The 15,890-nt window shown below is 53.0% G+C and carries 15 protein-coding genes; 8 read left to right on the forward strand and 7 right to left on the reverse strand.

Features of this window, described 5'->3' with window-relative positions:
• Nucleotides 1-164 precede the first annotated feature (164 nt).
• On the reverse strand, nucleotides 165-1,163 hold the full coding sequence (gene gapA / locus LC431_RS21280) for a glyceraldehyde-3-phosphate dehydrogenase (protein WP_013575362.1): 999 nt from the start codon (nucleotides 1,161-1,163) through the stop codon (nucleotides 165-167).
• A 349-nt stretch (nucleotides 1,164-1,512) separates the two neighbouring features.
• Between gapA and msrB the strand changes: the two genes are divergently transcribed.
• Both msrB and LC431_RS21290 read left to right on the forward strand, forming a co-directional pair.
• On the forward strand, nucleotides 1,513-1,926 hold the full coding sequence (gene msrB / locus LC431_RS21285) for a peptide-methionine (R)-S-oxide reductase MsrB (protein ID WP_013575363.1): 414 nt from the start codon (nucleotides 1,513-1,515) through the stop codon (nucleotides 1,924-1,926).
• A gap of 95 nt (nucleotides 1,927-2,021) precedes the next feature.
• Nucleotides 2,022-2,294, forward strand: coding sequence for a YeaC family protein (locus LC431_RS21290; RefSeq protein WP_013575364.1), 273 nt, complete (start codon nucleotides 2,022-2,024; stop codon nucleotides 2,292-2,294).
• 76 nt (nucleotides 2,295-2,370) lie between these two features.
• On the opposite strand, the gene pncA is transcribed toward LC431_RS21290, so the two are convergent.
• From pncA to sppA, 3 genes are all read right to left on the reverse strand, one after another.
• Entirely contained in the window at nucleotides 2,371-3,000 is a 630-nt protein-coding gene (gene pncA / locus LC431_RS21295; protein WP_013575365.1) for a bifunctional nicotinamidase/pyrazinamidase, read from the reverse strand.
• A 13-nt stretch (nucleotides 3,001-3,013) separates the two neighbouring features.
• Entirely contained in the window at nucleotides 3,014-4,027 is a 1,014-nt protein-coding gene (gene ansA / locus LC431_RS21300) for an asparaginase (RefSeq protein WP_013575366.1), read from the reverse strand.
• 157 nt (nucleotides 4,028-4,184) lie between these two features.
• Nucleotides 4,185-6,038 carry a signal peptide peptidase SppA gene (sppA, locus tag LC431_RS21305; RefSeq protein WP_013575367.1) on the reverse strand — a complete coding sequence of 618 codons (1,854 nt, stop codon included), beginning with the start codon at nucleotides 6,036-6,038 and terminating at the stop codon, nucleotides 4,185-4,187.
• 179 nt (nucleotides 6,039-6,217) lie between these two features.
• On the opposite strand from sppA, the gene LC431_RS21310 reads away from it, so the two are divergent.
• The 3 genes from LC431_RS21310 to LC431_RS21320 all read left to right on the forward strand — a co-directional run bounded on the left by LC431_RS21310 (nucleotide 6,218) and on the right by LC431_RS21320 (nucleotide 9,249).
• Nucleotides 6,218-6,769, forward strand: coding sequence for an NAD(P)H nitroreductase (locus LC431_RS21310; RefSeq protein WP_217243682.1), 552 nt, complete (start codon nucleotides 6,218-6,220; stop codon nucleotides 6,767-6,769).
• A 223-nt stretch (nucleotides 6,770-6,992) separates the two neighbouring features.
• Nucleotides 6,993-8,942, forward strand: a complete 1,950-nt coding sequence (locus tag LC431_RS21315) for a DNA topoisomerase III (RefSeq protein ID WP_013575369.1) — start codon at nucleotides 6,993-6,995, stop codon at nucleotides 8,940-8,942.
• Entirely contained in the window at nucleotides 8,935-9,249 is a 315-nt protein-coding gene (locus tag LC431_RS21320) for a DUF1496 domain-containing protein (protein ID WP_013575370.1), read from the forward strand. Before LC431_RS21315 ends, LC431_RS21320 begins: the two co-directional genes overlap by 8 nt.
• A 74-nt stretch (nucleotides 9,250-9,323) precedes the next feature.
• On the opposite strand, the gene LC431_RS21325 is transcribed toward LC431_RS21320, so the two are convergent.
• Nucleotides 9,324-9,725, reverse strand: coding sequence for a pyrimidine (deoxy)nucleoside triphosphate diphosphatase (locus tag LC431_RS21325; protein ID WP_013575371.1), 402 nt, complete (start codon nucleotides 9,723-9,725; stop codon nucleotides 9,324-9,326).
• Nucleotides 9,725-10,534, reverse strand: a complete 810-nt coding sequence (gene xthA, locus LC431_RS21330) for an exodeoxyribonuclease III (protein WP_013575372.1) — start codon at nucleotides 10,532-10,534, stop codon at nucleotides 9,725-9,727. The genes LC431_RS21325 and xthA overlap by 1 nt, the downstream gene beginning before the upstream one ends.
• A gap of 255 nt (nucleotides 10,535-10,789) precedes the next feature.
• Between xthA and tyrR the strand changes: the two genes are divergently transcribed.
• Nucleotides 10,790-12,364 carry a transcriptional regulator TyrR gene (tyrR, locus tag LC431_RS21335; protein WP_015689897.1) on the forward strand — a complete coding sequence of 525 codons (1,575 nt, stop codon included), beginning with the start codon at nucleotides 10,790-10,792 and terminating at the stop codon, nucleotides 12,362-12,364.
• 77 nt (nucleotides 12,365-12,441) lie between these two features.
• On the opposite strand, the gene tpx is transcribed toward tyrR, so the two are convergent.
• Nucleotides 12,442-12,945, reverse strand: a complete 504-nt coding sequence (gene tpx, locus LC431_RS21340; protein ID WP_013575374.1) for a thiol peroxidase — start codon at nucleotides 12,943-12,945, stop codon at nucleotides 12,442-12,444.
• A gap of 136 nt (nucleotides 12,946-13,081) precedes the next feature.
• Here tpx and ycjG point away from each other — a divergent pair, with 136 nt between their 5' ends.
• Nucleotides 13,082-14,059 (forward strand): L-Ala-D/L-Glu epimerase, encoded by a 978-nt coding sequence (gene ycjG / locus LC431_RS21345; RefSeq protein ID WP_013575375.1) that lies wholly within the window; start codon nucleotides 13,082-13,084, stop codon nucleotides 14,057-14,059.
• Nucleotides 14,060-14,204: 145 nt separating this feature from the next.
• Entirely contained in the window at nucleotides 14,205-15,839 is a 1,635-nt protein-coding gene (locus LC431_RS21350; RefSeq protein ID WP_166860228.1) for an ABC transporter substrate-binding protein, read from the forward strand.
• The last annotated feature ends 51 nt before the right edge of the window (nucleotides 15,840-15,890 follow it).

Consider the following 15,890-nt stretch of genomic DNA (forward strand, 5'->3'; position numbering starts at 1 on the left):
TCTAAAATCCTGTCAGGGTTAAACAATTACGATTTTGAACCAAGACTACACATGAACCAAACCCGTCTGTTTGATCGCACTCATGTGCTGATAAAAAAGTGCATCCGACAGAAAGCAAAAGGGCGACTTGCGTCGCCCTTCAATCAGTTCATTCACATAACCAATTATTTGGAAACGTGAGCGATCAGATCCAATACTTTGTTTGAATAGCCAGTTTCGTTGTCGTACCAGGAAACCAGTTTCACAAAGTTGTCGTTCAGCGCGATACCTGCTTTCGCATCGAATACGGAAGTCAGTTTTTCGCCGTTGAAGTCGGTAGATACTACGTCGTCTTCGGTGTAGCCCAGAACGCCTTTCAGATCGCCTGCTTCAGAAGCTGCTTTGATTACTGCGCAGATTTCTTTGTAAGACGCTGGTTTTTCCAGACGTGCAGTCAGGTCAACAACAGAAACGTTAGGAGTAGGAACGCGGAACGCCATACCCGTCAGTTTACCGTTCAGAGCTGGGATAACTTTACCTACTGCTTTAGCAGCACCGGTAGAAGAAGGGATGATGTTCTGGGATGCGCCGCGGCCGCCGCGCCAGTCTTTGTGAGACGGGCCATCAACGGTTTTCTGAGTTGCGGTAGTTGCATGAACAGTGGTCATCAGTGCTTCAACGATACCGAAGTTGTCGTTGATAACTTTAGCCAGTGGTGCCAGGCAGTTAGTGGTGCAAGATGCGTTAGAAACGATTTCCTGACCTGCGTATTCTTTATGGTTAACACCCATAACGAACATTGGGGTGTTGTCTTTAGAAGGACCAGTCAGAACAACTTTCTTAGCGCCTGCAGTGATGTGCTTACGAGCAGTCGCATCATCCAGGAACAGACCAGTAGCTTCAGCTACAACGTCAACGTTAACTTCATTCCATTTCAGGTTAGCTGGGTCACGCTCAGCGGTAACACGGATGGTTTTGCCGTTAACAACCAGGTGACCGTCTTTAACTTCAACAGTACCGTTGAAACGACCATGAGTTGAGTCGTACTTCAGCATGTATGCCATGTAGTCCGCGTCCAACAGATCGTTGATTGCTACGATCTCAATGTCAGAACGTTCTTGAGCAGCACGGAAAACAATGCGACCGATACGGCCAAAACCGTTGATACCTACTTTGATAGTCATATATTCCACCAGCTATTTTTTTAGTGAATAAAAGGTTGGTTGTAAAATTACAAAAACCTTGCTGAGCGTCAAGCGGAATCGTGTCAATTATTGCTGTAAGTCAAAGCGACGACCTACTCTTGCTCGCTTATTGCACGTTCCGTTTTTAAATCGGCTCACAACCACATGGGGGCGAAAAACAGAATATAAAGAGCCGGAAGATCAGGAGTGTGATCGCCATCACAAGTTGCAAGCTGGCTAACGCTGATGCCATACAGTTTAGGACAAAACGGGCAGACTCGTTGTTAATTTTTTGTTATTATAAACTGTTATTTAAGTTGATTTTTATATTCGTCAGAGAACGAGAATCATGAGCATTGAAGCCAAATCTTCCCCTACACTTGACCAACTCACTGAAATTCAACGTTATGTCACGCAGGAGCACGGAACAGAACCTCCGTTCTCCGGAAAGTTGCTGCACAACCGCCGCGAAGGGATTTATCATTGCGTGGTCTGTGAGTCAGCGCTGTTCTACTCCGATACCAAATACGATTCCGGCTGTGGCTGGCCAAGTTTTTATCAGCCAGTTAACCCTGATGCGATCAAATATCTCACTGATAATTCGCATAAAATGGCGCGTGTCGAAATCCGCTGCTCCCGCTGTGAAGCTCATCTGGGGCATGTTTTCCCGGACGGCCCGAAACCGACAGGTGAACGTTACTGCATAAACTCTGCCTCAATGAGCTTTACTGATGGCAAAAGTGGCAATAAAACCCGCGGTTAGTTCGCAAGAAAATGGTGATGTAATTTTACCGACAAAATCGATTCAGCTATTATTCAAAACCGTTTGAATAATACAGATGAACACAAGGTGCTCAGATGGAAATTAATCAACTTATTGATGTAATGACGCCGGAAATTTACGCACGTCTCGCGCAGGCAGTTGAACTCGGAAAGTGGCCGGACGGTGTCGCGCTGACGCCGGAACAGAAAGAACACAGCCTGCAGGCCGTGATGCTGTATCAGTCGCGTCACAATGTTGATGCCCAGCACATGAGCATTGGCACGGACGGGCAGATTGTCACCAAAAGCAAGCAGGAACTGAAACAGCAATTTGCGCAGGATACGCTGATTAAACTGAAGCCGGAGTAAGTGGGCGGGTTGCGAAAGTGCTGTTTGCTGATAAAGGCGCTGAAGCGCCTTTATCAAGTCAGACGGGAAGACAAATTCAGCCTGTTACTGCCTCAGAGGTACTGATTTTTGCCCCTGCTTTACGCATCGCTTCAACCGCTTCAGCACTGTCTTCGGGTTGCAGATTGACGCCACGGCAACCGTCGGTCAGCAGTGTCACCTGATAACCTTGCTCCAGCGCATCCAGCACCGTGAATTTCACACAGTAATCCGTCGCCAGCCCCATCACATACACATGTGTAATCTGCGCCGCTTTCAGCCAGTCATTGAGCATCGTAGCAGCACGATGTCCGTTATCGAAAAACGCACTGTAACTGTCGATGTCAGGATTGGTGCCTTTCTGCACCACAAAATCCACCTGCGGCAGATTCAGCCCCGGGTGAAATTCAGCGCCCGGTTCACGCTGAACGCAGTGAACCGGCCACCAGACTTGAGGCAGACCGTTCAGTTCGCCCGACGTCCAGGGCTCCGCGTGGGAATTCACCGCAAAGCTGCGATGTCCCGCCGGATGCCAGTCCTGCGATGCCACCACGGCGATGTCATGGCTTTTACACCATGTCATCATCTTATTGGCAACCGCAATCGTGGCGTCGCCGTCAGTCACGGCCAGCGCGCCGCTGCGACAAAAATCATTTTGCAGATCGACCAGCAACAAAGCAGATTTCATATCGCCCTCTGATTTATTCGGTGAGTTCGCCGCGCAGGTTTTGCTGCATCAGTTCGCGGATTTCCTCGGGAGTGTGTGACTGGCTGAGCAGATAATGCAACTTGGTCAGTGCCGCTTCCACGGTCATATCAAAGCCGCTGATCACACCGGAATGGGCGAGGGCGTTGCCGGTGGCATAGCCGCCCATGTTGACGCGCCCTGAAATACATTGCGTCAGATTAACCACCACAATGCCGCGCTCAGATGCGTCTTTCAGCACTTTCAGCAGGTCGCCTTTTTGCGGGGCGTTACCGACACCATAGGAGCGCAGGATCAGCGCTTTTACCGGTTGCATCAGGAAGTTTTGTACCACTTCGGCGGAAATGCCCGGGTAGATCGTTACCACGCCGATCGGTTGTGGCGTGATGTGATGCACTTTCAGCTTCGCCGCAGGCACTTCAGGCAGTGACGGCGTGGAAAGTCGGCGGATGTGGATCCCGGCTTCCAGCAGAGGCGAAAGGTTCGGTGAGGCAAAGGCATCGAAACCATCTGCGTGCGCTTTGGTGCTGCGGTTGCCGCGATACAGACGGTTGTTGAAGAACAGGGTGACTTCGTTGACCGGATGATTCGCGGCGATATACAGCGAGTTCAGCAGGTTGATCTGACCATCAGAACGCAACGCTTCAAGCGGAATCTGTGACCCTGTCACAATCACCGGTTTGCTCAGATTTTCCAGCATGAACGACAGTGCAGAAGCGGTGAATGCCATGGTGTCGGTGCCGTGCAGGATAACAAAACCGTCGTAGTCGTCGTAATGCGCCTGAATATCATCGGCGATGTGCTGCCAGTCTTCCGGCGTCATGTCGGAGGAATCCATCAGAGGCGCGTATTCCTGAATGGTAAATTCAGGCATCTCAGGGCGATGGAATTCAGGCATCAGCGCCAGCTGACGTTGTAAATGGCCGGACACCGGAATGTAACCCTGTTCAGAACGCTGCATACCGATTGTGCCGCCGGTATAGGCAACGTAAATAGATTTTTTAGTCATCGAAGATGTTCTTTTTTAGAAAGGTGAAAGCAACTGCGCTAAGTATAAAGGCTTCGTGGCTGACGTCCCACCCTAAAAAAGCCCGGAGTTCTCAGCAAGAAGCTCCGGGCTGTGCATTAAGGCGATTCTTTATCCCACATTATCCCAAAACGGAACGTTACTTCACATCACCACAGGTCAGGCAGAGTGCGTAACGGTTCTGCGGATCGTTCATGTTGCTGAACAGGTCAGCCTGTGATTTCAGCGCCATGGCCATTTTGCTCACCGGCGCAGGCAGATACGCCTGGATTGCCGCCGGTAACATAGCGTGAACCGATGCGCTGACCTGCGAGAATACCAGGTCGCTCAGGCTTGGCTCACTGACATACCAGTTCAGTTGCCATTTTGGCAGTTTGGCCAGTTCAGCGGCTTTCTTCACGGCGTCATCGAAATCACCCAGCTCATCAACCAGGCCATTGGCTTTGGCATCTGAACCGATCCACACGTGGCCCTGGGCGATCTGGTCGATCTGCTCAGGCGTTTTGTGGCGGGAATCGGCAACCAGGCCGAGGAAGGTTTTGTAACCGTTCTCGATATTGAGTTGCATCATCTGCGAGAACTCGGGCGGCAGCGCTTTGGTGGAAGCGATATCCGCCAGCGGTGACGTTGCCACGCCGTCAGTATGAACACCCGCGTAATCGAGTGTGTTCTGGTACGTGTTGATTACACCAAAGATACCGATGGAGCCGGTGAGGGTGCTCGGGCTGGCGATGATGTAGTTGGCTGGTGTGGAAATCCAGTAACCGCCGGATGCCGCCATACCGCCCATTGAAACCACAACCGGTTTACCTGCGGCTTTCGCAGCCGCGAGTTCGGAACGGATGACTTCAGAAGCGCTGACGCTGCCGCCCGGGCTGTTAACGCGCAAGACAATCGCTTTCACTTTCGGATCCAGACGGGCATCACGAATTTGCTGTGCCGTGGTGTCGCCACCGACTGCGCCCGGTTGTTCTTCACCGTCGTTAATTGCACCGGTGGCAAAGATCACCGCGATTTGCGGATCGTTGTTGTCCGGTTTTGGCTTCGGCGAATAATCGTAAATGCTGGTGTAATTAAAGTCTTTGGTGTCTTTGTTCCAGCCAAAGGCTTTCACCATCTCGTTGTCGGCTTCGGTGCGTGACGCCAGTGCATCAACCAGCTTGGCTTTCAGCGCATATTGCGCCATATCACCGCCGGTTGCCTGCATACCCGCCAGCACGCCCGCCGCGCCCGGGAACAGTTGTTCGGGCGTGATCTGACGGTTGGCTGACACGGTATTAAGATAGTTGGTCCACAATCCGCCAATCCAGCGGCTGTCTGCCTCACGGGCGTCAGGAGACATATCATCACGGATCAATGGCTCAACGGCGGATTTATAGGTTCCGACGCGGAAGATATTGGTGGTGACTTTCAGCTTATCCAGCAGTGATTTGTAATACAGATTGTTAGTGGCGAAACCGTGAAGATCGACCGCGCCCTGTGGCGACAGATAGATTTTGTTGGCATAACTGGCCAGATAATATTGTGACTGGTTATAGCTGTCGCCGATGGCGTAAACCGGTTTACCTGCATCGCGGAATTCACGCAGCGCTTTACCGATGTACTGCAGTGAAGACTGGTCGGTGCCGGTGAAATCGGTCAGCTGTAACACAATCCCGGTAACGTTTTTGTCGTCTTTAGCGGAGCGGATGGTCTCGACGAGATCAAACAGTGAGTTCTCCTGCAAGCGGCTGCTCGACGTGCCCAGCAATTCGCGGCCCCACTGACGGACTTTATTATTGACGGAAGGCTTGTCGACCACTGAGCCGCTGAGATCAACCAGCAGTGCACCTTGGGTCGTTTCGACAGGCTTGTCCTGCACGGCATACCAGATGCCAACACCAGCCAGAATAATGAGAATAAGGAATACGTTGAGAATGAATTCTCTGACGAAATTAAGAAGACGCCAGGTCCACTTAAAAAAACCGGCGATAATTCGCCACAATGTGCGCATGGTCTCTCCAACAAGACAGATAAGTCCCGCTATCCTAATGACCCGCCAGAAAAATGTCAGCTTTAAATCATGTCAGAGTTTGGCAGTGATGCATTATCTGAAAGCCAGTTGACCGTTGGAAAAAGGCGTTACGATTATGTTAACGTAATTTAAATAGCAATTATTCTCAGGAGAACATCATGGACGCTTTGGACTTATTACTTAACCGCCGTTCTGCTTCCCGCCTGGCTGCACCGGCACCGGCCGGTGAAGCGCTGCAAAACATCATCCATGCGGGTATGCGCGCCCCGGATCACGGTGCCCTGCAACCCTGGCGTTTTGTCATTGCTGAAAACGACGGCCTGACCCGTTTCAGTGAGGTGCTGCGCGCGGCCGCCATAAAAGACGGCGCGGATGAAAAAGCCATTGAGAAAGCCACGCAGGCGCCATTGCGCGCACCGCAAATTATTACCGTGATTGCCGTGTGCAAAGAAAGTCCTAAAGTACCGCAATGGGAACAGTTGCTTTCCGCCGGTTGTGCGGTTCACGCCATGCAGATGGCTGCACTGGCGCAGGGTTTTAACGGCATCTGGCGTACCGGCGCGTGGACTGATCATCCGGACGTACGCAAGGCGTTCAAATGTGGTGAAAACGATAAAATCGTCGGTTTCCTGTATCTCGGTACACCGCAACTGAAAGCCAGTTTGCAGGTGATCCCGGCCGACAGCACGCCATTCATCACGCATTTGTAAAATCAGACCGCTCGCTTATTAACCGGTTTTGATCGGCCTTTTCCGATTAAACCGGTTTTTTGCTGCCTAAATGAGCGACCGCCGTCGCGGATCCTTGTAACCATCTTACTAATTACGCCGTCAGCGGCTAACATAGCCACTCTGCATGATGAGGACGTAGTGAAATGAAGGGTGGGATAATGGAAATCTTTGTCGCGATTACACCGCAAACAGGTGCCTGTTGATGCGTCTGTTCATTGCCGAAAAACCCAGCCTTGCCCGCGCGATTGCGGATGTCCTGCCGAAACCTCATCGCCGGGGCGATGGTTATATTGCCTGTGGCAACGATCAGGTGGTGACCTGGTGCGTCGGCCACTTACTCGAACAGGCGCAGCCCGATGCCTACGACAGCCGCTTTGCGCGCTGGTCGCTCGCCGATTTGCCGATCATTCCTGAAAAGTGGCAGCTTCAGCCGCGTTCTTCCGTCGCCAAACAACTCAACGTGATTAAACGCTTATTGCTCGAGGCCTCGCAGGTTGTCCACGCCGGTGACCCGGATCGCGAAGGGCAGTTGCTGGTGGATGAAGTGCTGGATTATCTCGAACTGACGCCGGAAAAACGTCACGCGACCCAGCGCTGCCTGATTAACGATCTCAACCCGCAGGCCGTCGAGCGTGCTATTGAGCGGTTGCGCGACAACCGTGATTTTATTCCTCTGTGTGTTTCCGCGCTGGCCCGCGCCCGTGCCGACTGGCTTTACGGCATCAATATGACCCGCGCCTACACCATTCTGGGGCGCAACGCCGGTTACAACGGCGTGCTCTCCGTCGGACGCGTACAGACCCCGGTTCTCGGACTGGTGGTCCGTCGCGATGAAGATATCGAAAACTTCGTGCCGAAAGATTTCTTTGAAGTAAAAGCGCATATCGTCACACCTGCCGAAGAGCGTTTTGTCGCGCTGTGGCAGCCGAGTGATTCCTGCGAGCCGTATCAGGATGAAGAAGGGCGATTGCTGCACCGTCCGCTGGCCGATCATGTCGTGGCGCGTATTGCCGGACAACCGGCGATGGTCACCGGCTATAATGACAAGCGTGAGAATGATATTGCGCCGCTGCCGTTTTCACTCTCCACATTGCAGATTGAAGGCTCTAAAGCCTTCGGGCTGAGTGCTCAGCAAATTCTTGATATCTGTCAGAAATTGTATGAAACGCACAAATTGATTACGTATCCGCGTTCGGATTGCCGATACCTGCCAGAAGAGCATTTTGCCGGGCGTCATGCCGTGCTGAATGCCATTGGCGTTCACCGGCCTGACCTGATGCCACAACCGGCAGTGGATACCGATTTACGTAACCGTTGCTGGGATGACAAAAAGGTTGATGCGCACCATGCGATTATCCCGACGGCGCGCAGCAGTAACGTCAACCTGACGGATGACGAACGCAAAATTTACGGTCTGGTGGCGCGCCAGTATCTGATGCAGTTCTGCCCGGATGCGGTTTACCGCAAATGTGTTATCGACCTGGATATCGCGGGCGGTAAATTTATCGCCAAAGCGCGTTTTCTGGCCGAGGCGGGCTGGCGCACGTTGCTGGGCAGTAAAGAACGCGACGAGGAAAACGAAGGCACGCCGCTGCCGGTGGTGGCCAAAGGTGACGAACTGTTGTGCGAGCGCGGAGAAGTGGTTGAACGCCAGACCCAGCCGCCGCGGCCTTTTACCGATGCTACATTGCTTTCCGCCATGACCGGGATTGCGCGTTTTGTGCAGGATAAAGAACTGAAAAAAATCCTGCGTGCGACAGATGGATTAGGTACGGAAGCAACGCGTGCCGGGATTATCGAGCTGCTGTTCCGCCGCGAATTTTTGTATAAGAAAGGGCGCTATATTCATTCCAGCGATACCGGCCGCGCGCTGATCCACTCGCTGCCGGACATCGCCGCCCGCCCGGATATGACCGCTGACTGGGAATCCACGCTGACGCGTATCAGTGAAAAGAGCTGCCGTTATCAGGATTTCATGCAACCGCTGGTCGCGACGTTGCAGAATCTCATCATGCAGGCCAAAACGAACCGGGTGTCTTCGGCATTCCGCAGTCTGCCTTCCAAACCGGCGGGCGCTGTGGCGAAAGGCAAAAGCGCCCCTAAACGCCGCAAAGCGAGTACCAAAGGGAAGGAAGCAAACAGTGATGAATAATGTTTTTATCCGTAAAGTTCTGATGGCAGCGCTGATCAGTTCCGCGTTGCTGGCTGCACCGGCGATGGCGAACCGCAGCAATATCGGCAACGGTACGGATGTCGTTGTGCCATTGCCGCCGCAAATCTGGCAGAACAGCGGCAACAACAATAACAGCGCGCCAACCTGCCACAATTGCTGTATCTACAACAACCAGAGTTACAGCGAGGGGGCCGTTGTCACGGCAGACAGCGTGGTCCTGCAGTGTTCCCGTGATCCGAATGTGGTGGGCACCAACGAACTCAAATGGCAAGTGTTGAAGAAATAACGCTTTCTTAAAATGTTCAGACAAAAAAGGCGCGAAACTGGCAACAGTCCGCGCCTTTTTATTTGCCATGATCGCTAACCGGCAAATTTTGCCAGATAAGCTTGTGCCAGCGGGATATCCGCCGGTGCCAGTTCAAACGACAGCACCTCATCCGGCGTTACCCAACAGATTTCAGAGTGACACTGTAACCTAATCTCGCCGGTAAACCCGCTGACCCGCCAGCCATGCAAACGAATTAACCGTTCAGACTGTTGCACAACGCTGGTGGCGATGAAATCTTCCACCGTGGCAGTGATGCCCATTTCTTCCTGCAACTCGCGCACTAATGCAGCAGGCTGGCTTTCCCCGGCTTCGACTTTGCCGCCGGGAAATTCCCACAAACCGGCCTGATCGCCGGACGCATCCCGACGGGCAAGCAGCAATTTGCCCTCGCGCTCAATCAGGGCGGCGACCACGTCAATCGTTTTCATGGTCATTACTTCAGGTCGAACGTCGCCCAGATTGGCGCATGGTCAGACGGCCTTTCCATCCCGCGGATATCGTAATCAATCCCGGTGGCGATACAACGCGCGGCCAGCGGCGTGCTCGCCATGATCAGATCAATACGCAGACCACGGTTTTCATCAAAGCCGCGTGAACGGTAATCAAACCACGAGAATTTATCAGCGGTGTCGGGGTTGGCGGCACGGAAGGTGTCGATCAGACCCCAGCCTTTCAGGCGATCCATCCACTCACGTTCTTCCGGCAGAAACGAGCATTTACCGGTGCGCAGCCAGCGTTTGCGACTGTCTTCGCCGATACCAATGTCCAGATCGGTCGGGCTGATATTCACATCGCCCATCACCACGACCGGATTGTTCACCGACAAACTGGTGGTCAGGTAATCCTGCAAATCACGGTAAAACTTCTCTTTTGCCGGGAATTTAGTCGGGTGGTCGCGACTTTCACCCTGCGGGAAGTAACCGTTGATGACCGTCAGAATGCCTTGTGGCGTTTCGATATCGGTCATGATGATGCGGCGCTGAGATTCTTCATCATCACCGGGGAAACCACGGCGTACAGCGACGGGTTCTTGCTTCGTCAGCATGGCGACGCCGTAATGGCCTTTTTGCCCGTGATAAAACACGTGATACCCGTGCTGGCTGACTTCTTCCAGCGGGAACATATCGTCATGCACCTTGGTTTCTTGTAAACCAATAACGTCAGGCTGGTGCTGTTCGATTATTGCCGCAAGCTGATGTGGACGTGCGCGCAATCCATTGATATTAAAGGAGACGAACTTCATAGTCGGGAACCATTTGGCGATGAAATCAGAAGGGCGATAGTAGCAGAAAAAGGCGGGATGGCGAAACCAACATGTGCCGGATGCTGTCAGCAGAAATCACTATGAAAGCAAAATCCTTACCCGATCATCATGGCAGTCAGATGTCATTCAGCGAATTATTTTGTCAACTTTTCGTGACAGTCTCTTCTTCCGGTGTACATGAAAGAGTATTATGCCTGCAGCGATTTCCGCACCGGCAGAAAAAGGTCAACACTGATGCGTCTGGAAGTTTTTTGCGAAGACCGCCTGGGTCTCACCCGTGAACTCCTCGATTTACTGGTTTTACGCAGTATTGATTTACGCGGTATCGAGATTGCCTCGATTGGCCGTATTTACCTGAATTTTTCCCAACTGGATTTTGATACTTTTCGCGCCCTGATGGCTGAAATCCGCCGCATCGACGGCGTGACGGACGTCCGTACCGTGTCGTTCATGCCTTCCGAACGGGAGCATCGTGCGTTACGCGCTTTACTGGTTTCCATGCCGGAACCGGTTTTTTCCATTGATATGAAAGGCAAGGTCGAGCAGGCCAATCCGTCGGCGATGGCATTGTTTGAACTCGATGAAGACAAAATCCGCAATGTGACAGCAGCGAATCTGATCACCGGTTACAACGTCACGCGCTGGCTGGAAAGCGAAAATGCCCAGCCACACACCGAACGTATTGTGATCCGCAGCCAGGATTTCCTGATGGATCTCACGCCAATACATGTGGATGACGAAGACGAAAAAGGCGGAATTGCCGGCGCCGTCGTCATGCTCAAATCGGCTGCCCGCATGGGACGTCAGTTGCAGGATCTGACTGTTAACGATGACAGTGAGTTTGACCACATCGTCGCAGTCAGCACCAAAATGCGTCACGTTTTGGATCAGGCGCGTAAACTTGCCATGCTGGATGCGCCGCTGCTGATTGTCGGTGATACCGGCACCGGTAAAGATTTACTGGCGCATGCCTGCCATCTGCGCAGTGCACGCGGCAAAAAACCTTTCCTCGGTCTGAACTGTGCGTCGCTGCCGGATGACGTCGTAGAAAGTGAGCTGTTTGGCTACGCGGCAGGCGCTTATCCGAATGCGCTGGAAGGCAAAAAAGGCTTCTTTGAACAGGCTAACGGCGGCTCCGTGCTGCTCGATGAGATCGGTGAAATGTCGCCGAGAATGCAGATCAAACTGCTGCGCTTCCTCAATGACGGTACGTTCCGTCGCGTGGGTGAAGAGCACGAAGTGAAAGTGGATGTCCGCGTGATGTGCGCCACTCAGAAAAACCTGGTGGAACTGGTGCAGCGCGGCGAGTTCCGTGAGGATCTGTATTACCGCCTGAACGTGCTGAGCCTGACACTGCCACCACTGCGCGACCGTCCTGCGGATGTGATGCCGCTGACTGAACTGTTCGTGGCGCGTTTCTCGGATGAACAGGGGATGCCGCGTCCGAAACTGTCTTCACAGCTGGCGAATTACCTGACGCATTACGGCTGGCCGGGCAACGTCCGCCAGTTGAAAAATGCCATTTATCGTGCGCTGACGCAACTGGAAGGCGGAGAGCTACGCCCGCAGGACATCGTTCTGCCGGACTTTGACGCTGAAGTGACGATAGGTGAGGAAGCACTGAACGGTTCGCTTGACGACATCAGCAAACGTTTCGAACGCTCCGTGCTGACCCGGCTTTACCGCACTTATCCGAGCACGCGTAAACTGGCGAAACGTCTGGGCGTCTCACACACGGCTATTGCTAACAAACTGCGCGAATACGGCCTCAGCAGTCGTCGTGGCGAAACGGGCGACAGCGACGAGTAATTCCCGGTTCAGAAATTATGCACAATAAAAAAGCAACGGATTACGCCGTTGCTTTTTTTTCATCTGCTAAGAAGTGATTATTTCAGCACAGCCAGCGCAGATTCATAGTCAGGCTCAGTGGTGATTTCATTCACCAGCTCGCTGTACAACACGTTATCCTGACCATCCAGCACCACAACCGCACGGGCAGTCAGACCGGACAATGCGCCATCGGTAATGCCCACGCCGTATTCGGATTTGAAATCACCGCCACGCAGGGTGGACAGGGTAATCACGTTGGACAGGCCTTCCGCGCCGCAGAAACGGGACTGTGCGAAGGGCAGATCAGCAGAAATGCACAGCACCACAGTGTTGTCGATGTCAGCCGCCAGTTGGTTGAATTTGCGGACGGACGTGGCGCAAACGCCGGTATCGATGCTTGGGAAAATGTTCAGGACTTTACGTTTGCCCGCGAAGCTGCTCAGGCTGACATCAGAAAGATCTTTAGCGACCAGGGTGAAAGGCTTAGCAACATCGCCTTTCTGAGGGATTTTGCCTGCAACGCTAACCGGGTTGCTTTGAAAGTGTACTGTCTGGGTCATGATTATTTCCTATTTCCATTTGAGTCAAACGGCTTTCAGTTTAGGGGAACAATGCTATGTTGGATATAGATTATTTGTTAATAAGTTGTATGTATTGATTGTATCCCGCAGGGCGCATTTCACTATTGGAGACGCTATGAGAAGTGTTCGCTTTTATCCTGAAGCCTGGCCGTTACATACGCCGTTTGTGATCTCCCGTGGCAGCCGCACTGAAGCGCGGGTGGTGGTGGTCGAAATAGAAGAAAGCGGCATTCGCGGCGTCGGGGAATGCACGCCGTATCCGCGTTATGACGAGAGCGAAACCTCGGTAATGGCACAAATCGCCAGCGTCGTTACCGCTATAGAACAGGGTGCCAGCCGCGAAAAACTGCAACAGATACTTCCGGCAGGCGCCGCCCGCAATGCGCTGGACTGTGCGCTGTGGAACCTTGAATCCCAGACCAGTGGCCTGAATTTATGGCAACTGACCGGCACTGAACCGCTGCCTTCCATCAGCATGGCGCAGACGGTGAGTATCGGTTCGCCGGAAGCGATGGCGGAAGCGGCGCTGGCCTTGCAGCAAAAGGGGGCGACTCTGCTGAAAATCAAACTTGATGACCGCCTGATTGCCGAACGGCTGGTGGCGGTGCGTGCCGCCGTGCCGAACGCCTCGCTGATTATCGATGCTAATGAAGCCTGGCAAAGTGACGGACTGGCGGCTCGCTGTCAGTTGCTGGCTGACCTCGGCATTCTGATGCTTGAACAGCCGCTGCCTGCCGGTGAGGATTCGGTACTGGAAAACTTTATCCACCCGCTGCCGATTTGCGCTGACGAAAGCTGTCATACGGTTGAAGGCTTACCGGCGCTGAAAAACCGCTATGACATGGTGAACATTAAACTGGATAAAACCGGTGGACTCACCGGTGCACTGGTGCTGGCAGAAGCCGCGCGTGAACAGGGTTTTGAGATTATGCTCGGCTGCATGTTGTGCACGTCACGGGCGGTTCGCGCAGCATTACCGCTGACGGCGGGGGCTAAGTTTATTGACCTTGATGGCCCGACCTGGCTGGCTCAGGACGTCGAACCGGCCATGAAATTTCACTGCGGTGGCATTGACGTTGCCGGTTCGGACTGACTTCGCCCGGCTTTTTATTCACCAAACCCGGCGGTTTTGTGCGCGAAGGCAAATCTGTAATGATTTCTTATAGGGAATTATTACCGGTAATGATAAAACTCGTGAATGTTTCAGGGCGTAGCCCTTTGTCAGTTCAGGAGAATTTATGCTGCAGGGAAATCCATTTCCGCTTTTATCGTATTCCGTATGCGCTGTGCTGGCGGCGCTGACTGCCAGTCAGGCTATCGCCGCTCAGGTTCCTGCCGGTTCCCAGCTCGCTACCAAACAGGAAATTGTCCGTCACATTAAAGACGAACCCGCCTCACTGGATCCGGCAAAAGTTGTCGGCCTGCCGGAAGCGCAGGTGGCGCGTGATTTATTCGAAGGGCTGGTGAATCAGGACGCCACCGGGAAAAATATTCCGGGCGTGGCGGAAAGCTGGCAAAACCAGAACAATCAGGTATTCCTGTTCACTTTACGCAAAGACGCCAAATGGTCGAACGGCGATCCGGTGACCGCACAGGATTTTGTCTATAGCTGGCAGCGTCTGGTGGATCCGAAAGGGTCATCATCCGGCGCGTGGTTTGCCGGGCTGGCCGGCATTGCTAATGCGGATGCGATTATCGCCGGGAAAATGCCGGTGGATAAACTGGGTGTGACCGCCGTCAGCCCGACGCTTTTACGCGTTACTCTGGATAAACCGGTGCCTTATTTCGTCAGTCTGCTGGCGAATTTCAGCCTGTTCCCGGTGCATAAAGCCACTGTTGAAAAATACGGTGATGAATGGACTAAACCGGGCAATCTGGTGGGTAACGGCGCGTATGTGCTGAAAGACCGCGTGGTCAATGAAAAGCTGGTGCTGGAACCGAACCCGTATTACTGGGATCATGCCCGCACGGTGCTGACGAAAGTCACCTTCGTGCCGATCAACAAAGAATCCAACGCCACGAAACGTTATCTGGCCAATGATATCGACATCACCGAGTCCTTCCCGAAAGACCAGTACAAAAAATTGCTGCACGATTTGCCGGGGCAGGTTTACACGCCGTATCAGCTCGGCACTTATTATTACGCCTTCAATACCCGCCGTGCGCCGACCGACGACGTCCGGGTGCGTCAGGCGCTTTCACTGAGCATTGACCGTAAAATTATTGCTGAAAAAGTGCTGGGCACGGGCGAAAAACCGGCGTGGCGCTTTACGCCGGATGTGACCAACGGCTTCAAACCGGTTGAAAGTGAGCTGCAGCAATATTCACAGGAAGAACTGAACGCACAGGCGAAAAGCCTGCTGGCGGCGGCCGGTTACGGCCCGTCAAAACCGCTGCATCTGACGCTGCTGTACAACACCTCGGAAAGCCATCAGAAGATTGCCATCGCAGTGGCATCGATGTGGAAAAAGACGCTGGGTGCCGATGTGAAACTGGTGAATCAGGAATGGAAAACGTACATCGACAGCCGCAACACCGGTAATTTCGATGTGATCCGCGCGTCCTGGGTCGGCGATTACAACGAAGCCTCGACGTTTCTGTCGCTGCTGACGTCCACACATAACGGCAACATCAGCAAATTCAGCAATGCGGAATACGATAAAGTCATCAGTGACGCCAGCCGTGAAACCAGCGAAGCGCGCCGCAATAATGACTACAACAAAGCCGAGCAGATTATTACCGGGCAGGCCCCCATTGCGCCGATTTATCAGTACACCAATGGCCGACTGATCAAACCCTGGGTGAAAGGCTATCCGATTAATAACCCGGAAGATGTGGCTTACAGTCAGGAAATGTACATCCTCAGACATTGATATTTCTGACGTAAAAAAGCGCCCGCAGTGAATAGCTGCGGGCGCTTTTCT

It is taken from the genome of Rahnella sp. GSA61A (assembly GCF_019969905.1).
GTDB lineage: Bacteria > Pseudomonadota > Gammaproteobacteria > Enterobacterales > Enterobacteriaceae > Rahnella > Rahnella aceris.